We start from the raw sequence: 3,965 nt of genomic DNA, 5'->3' as shown, positions 1-3,965 counted from the left end.
GGGCGGGCTGGCGCGCGGCGCGGACGGCTCGCCGCGCACGCGCGGGTCATGGCGCACCCGCGGGCCATGGGGCGCTCCGCGGCGCCTCTACCACCTGCTGTTCGGCCCCAAGGACCCCGGCGAGCTGCCCGCGCCGCCCGCGACCGTCCGCGACCGGACGATCCTGCTCTGCCTGCTGTTCCTGCTCATCGCCGTCGGGACGGCCGCGCACCAGCTCACCCCGTTCCTGATGACGGCCTCGTGCGCGGGCCTGGTGCTGGTGCGCCGGTGCAGCCTGCGCGGGCTGCCGTTCATCGCGGGCGTCGTGTACGCGGCGTGGGTCAGCTTCATGACGGTCGGCTACTGGTCGAGCCGCAAGGGGGAGCTGTTCGGCGGGCTCGGCAACGTGTTCCAGAACGTCCAGCAGAGCACGGGCGGACGGATCAGCCAGACCAGCCCGCAGACCGCCGACGTCCAGCAGCTCCGCATCCTCATCGCCGTGGCCGTGGTGGGCCTGGCGGTCCTCGGGCTGCTGCGGCGGCGGGCGCGCGGCATCGACGACCGGGTCGCGCTCGTCCTGCTGCTGGTGCCGTTCTCGTCGTTCGGGCTGCAGAACTACGGCGGCGAGATCGCGCTGCGCATCTACTTCTTCATGCTGCCCGCCGCGTGCCTGCTGGTGGCGTACCTGTTCTTCCCCGCGCCGTTCGACGCGCCCCGCGTGCGCGACCCGCGGGTGCGGCTGAGGCTCGGGTGGCTGCGCACCGGGTCGCGGCGGCACTGGCCCGCCGTGGCGGCGGCGTCGGTGTTCGCGCTGCCGCTGGTGGCCGGGTTCCTGACCGTCCGCTACGGCAACGAGAAGTACGAGCAGGTGCGGCCGGGCGACGTCCGCGCGTTCGACGTCATGACGCAGCGGACCAAGGGCGTGATCGGCGTCGTCTGGATGAGCGCCGACAACCCGGACCTGGTCGGCGGCACGCCCGTGATGCCCTGGTCGTACCGCGACTTCGAGCGCTTCAACTACACGCCGGTGATCGCGAACCGGCGCGACCCCGGCGACCTGACGGAGATCGTCCAGCGGCTGCGCGAGCAGGGGCCCGGCGGGTTCTTCGTGACCACGCGCGGCAACGAGGACTTCCAGGTGCTCACCGCCGGGCTCGCGCCGGACTTCGCGGCCCGGACGCGCGCGGCGCTCGCCGCCGACCCGCGCATCGAGACCGTCTTCGCCGACCGCGACGCCGCCGTGTACCGGCTGCGGCGGCCCCCGCCCGAGCCGGTCCCGCCGGTGCCGCGCCCCTCCGGACTCGGGCTGCGCTCGTCGCCGTGGACGCCCGCGGGCCTGGTCTACCTGCCGGTGCTGCTCGGCGTCCTCTGCGCGCGCGAGCTGCGGCGGCTGCGGCTGCCGCCCGGGGAGCCGTGGCGGCTGCGTCCGCTGACCGTGCTCGCCGTCCCGCTGTTCCTCAGCGTCGTCGCGGTGATCGTCGAAAGGTTCCTGGTGATCTCGTGAGCCCGCGTCCCGGGCCGCCCCTGGAGGTGGTCGCGTGAGCCTCGTCCTGGCGCTGCTGCTGTTCGCCGCTCCCGCCGCCGGATGGTGGCTGCTGCTGTCCGGCCTGGACCCGCTGGGACGGCTGGTCGTCGCGTCCGGGGGCGCGTTCGCCGTCCTGGCGGGCACCGCGCAGGTCATGCTCATGGCGGACGCGTGGAGCCCGCTGGGCGGCGTCCTGGCCGTCGGCGCGCTCAGCGCCGTCCTGGCGGTGCTGGGCCGCGTCCGCCGGCCACCGCGCGAGGGCGGGGCCGCGAGCGCGCCGCCTCCCCCGCCGCAGATCGCGGCCACGCCTCCGGAGACGGGCACCGCCACGGCCACCAGGACCGACCTTCCCCGCCGCCGTCGCGAGAACGACGACGAGGACTGGATCTACACCGACTGACCCCGCCCGCCGCCGGACGGCGCCGCCACGGGCGACGGGCGGCGCCGCGACGGACCCACGACGGGCGGGGATGGGCGGAGACGGGCGGGGACGGGCGGCTACTGGTCGGCGCGGTGGCCGTTCGGATGGGCGTCGGGGTGGACGTCCGGCTGGGAGGCGTCCGGCCGTGAGTCGAGGCGCGGGTCGAGCACGCTGTCCAGCCGTGCGTCCAGCCGGGTGTCGAGGCGGGGGTCGAGGTCGATGGCGTAGTCGAGGACGGCGCGGTCGGCGGGGATGACGATGTCGCGGCAGACCTCCATGACGCGCGCGCCGGAGATCATGCGGCGGGTGATGGTGAAGACCGGGACGCCCGTGCCCATGCCGAGGGTCTCGACCTCCTCGGGCGTCGGCATGCGCGCGCCGACGGCCTCCTCCACCCGGGTCGGCGGGTGGCCGAGGTAGACGAGCTGGGCGAGGGTGCCGCCGGGCCACGGCTCGCGCGCGGGGTCGGAGACCGGGGTCTCGGCGACCAGGTCCCACGGCAGGTAGTTGACCGAGATCTGCTGCGGGTCGCCGCGCGCGTAGAACACGAACCGGCGGCGCAGCAGCTCGGTGCCGACGGGCAGCTCGAACAGCGCGGCGAGGTCCGGGTCCGCCTCGGTGCGGGTGAACTCGCGGTCGAGCCGGTACTCCTGCCAGCCGATCCGCTGGTCGTGCGTGAAGGCGGTCGCGGGCGCGGCGACCGGCGCGGTGAACCTGCGGTAGCGGTCCATGGCGATCCGGCGGACCGGCGGCGCGTGCCGGACGATCGTCCCCGCGCCCCGCCGCGACTCGATCAGTCCCTCGCCGCGCAGCAGCCCGAACGCCTGGCGCAGGACGATCTCCGAGACGCCGAACTCGTCGCCGAGCTCCCGCATGGTGGGCAGCCGGGAACCGGGTGGATAGGTGCCCGAGCGGATCTGGTCCCGGAGGGTGTCGGCGATGCGCAGGTAGGCCGGGCGTTCGGCCACGGGCTCACCTCCCTAGGCACTGTCCGTGAGGGGACGGTCCACTTACGGACAGCTTGACACCTCTTCGACCGAGTAAGACTTTTGTATACAGAACCGCCGCCCGGGGGAAAGGACGACCTTGATGGGCGACTTCGAGGATCTGAAGACGACCATCGAGCGCGAGCATCCGGGATGGCTGGTGTGGCGCAGCGACGCCGGGCGTTGGTACGCGACCCGCAGCGGCGATCTGACCGACGCCCAACTCCAGGCCGGATGTGCGATGACCGTGGCCGCCGACGACTCCGGCGGTCTCCGCGAGCTCCTGGCGGAGCAGGCGCGCCGGGACGGCGGGCAGCGGTGAGGAGGGTCGCCGGGGCACCGGACGGGCCGGCCCGGGCTCGGGGGCGGGCCGGGCTCTCCTCTGCCGCGACGACAGTGACCTGTGGCGCTGAGGTGACACAGGAGTGGAGCTCTGGTCGGTGGGGTGGACGTCACCTCCCGGGCCAGAAGGACGTGACCGCACGGATGACACATCGGCGCGACCCCATCGAGAAGTCGTGTCGTCCGTGCGGTCGCGTGGGGTGATTCTTCCGCCGGAGCGCGCCGGATCCGCCGCATTCTCCGGACACACGGCCCCCGGCCGTCCCGTGGCGACTTGACCGGGATTTTGCCGGACGTCCGAGCGCGGGGACGGGTCGTGCAGGCGACGCAGGGCGGTCGTACGGGTGCGGGTTCCGGCGGACGGACCCCGGAGGTTAGGCAGATGTGACGGCCGATTGGGGGGCCGGGCCGAACCCGGACCTCGTCCGCGACGTTCTAACGGACGTGCGCGCATGACGCCGACCACGGGAGGCGCACATGGACGTTCGGTCGCGGCCCCACGGAGCCGGGGACCCCCGCCGAACCGGGGAGCCCGGGGGAGGCGGGCGGCACGGGCGGCGCGGGGACGGGCGGAGCCTGGCCTCCATCGCGCTCCTCGCGGCGCTCGCCGGCGCGCTGACGGCGGTGCTGGTGGTGTGGGCGACCGGCTGGCAGGCCGGAGGGGCCGGGCTGGGCGGGCCCGGAGGCGGGCCGTCCGGTCCCGCGGCCTCGG

Annotated in this window: 5 protein-coding genes; 4 read left to right on the top strand and 1 reads right to left on the bottom strand. The window is 74.8% G+C overall.

Features of this window, described 5'->3' with window-relative positions; translation table 11 throughout:
* Together DZF91_RS40480 and DZF91_RS27150 are read left to right on the top strand one after the other, a co-directional pair.
* The coding region (locus DZF91_RS40480; protein WP_199486923.1) for a hypothetical protein at window positions 1–1,483 on the top strand (1,483 nt) is incomplete at its 5' end.
* Between the two features lie 34 nt (window positions 1,484–1,517).
* Window positions 1,518–1,904 (top strand): hypothetical protein, encoded by a 387-nt coding sequence (locus DZF91_RS27150; protein WP_117360001.1) that lies wholly within the window; start codon window positions 1,518–1,520, stop codon window positions 1,902–1,904.
* Window positions 1,905–2,002: 98 nt separating this feature from the next.
* Here the strand turns inward: DZF91_RS27150 and DZF91_RS27145 are convergent, their stop codons facing one another.
* The gene (locus DZF91_RS27145; RefSeq protein ID WP_117360000.1) at window positions 2,003–2,893 is read right to left on the bottom strand and encodes a GntR family transcriptional regulator; all 891 of its coding nucleotides are present in this window, start codon (window positions 2,891–2,893) and stop codon (window positions 2,003–2,005) included.
* Between the two features lie 121 nt (window positions 2,894–3,014).
* Here DZF91_RS27145 and DZF91_RS27140 point away from each other — a divergent pair, with 121 nt between their 5' ends.
* Together DZF91_RS27140 and DZF91_RS41570 are read left to right on the top strand one after the other, a co-directional pair.
* Window positions 3,015–3,233, top strand: coding sequence for a hypothetical protein (locus DZF91_RS27140; protein ID WP_117359999.1), 219 nt, complete (start codon window positions 3,015–3,017; stop codon window positions 3,231–3,233).
* A gap of 497 nt (window positions 3,234–3,730) precedes the next feature.
* The coding region (locus DZF91_RS41570; protein WP_207661905.1) for a hypothetical protein at window positions 3,731–3,965 on the top strand (235 nt) is incomplete at its 3' end.

The organism is Actinomadura logoneensis, from assembly GCF_003428695.1.
GTDB classification, from domain to species: Bacteria; Actinomycetota; Actinomycetes; order Streptosporangiales; family Streptosporangiaceae; genus Spirillospora; species Spirillospora logoneensis.
The sequence above is the reverse complement of the archived record's forward strand: the minus strand, read 5'-3'. Positions and strand labels throughout refer to the sequence as shown.

Coding starts and splice junctions, on each gene's coding strand:
- DZF91_RS27140 (WP_117359999.1), top strand. CDS start 3,015: ATGGGCGACTTCGAGGATCTGAAGACGACCATCGAGCGCGAGCATCCG.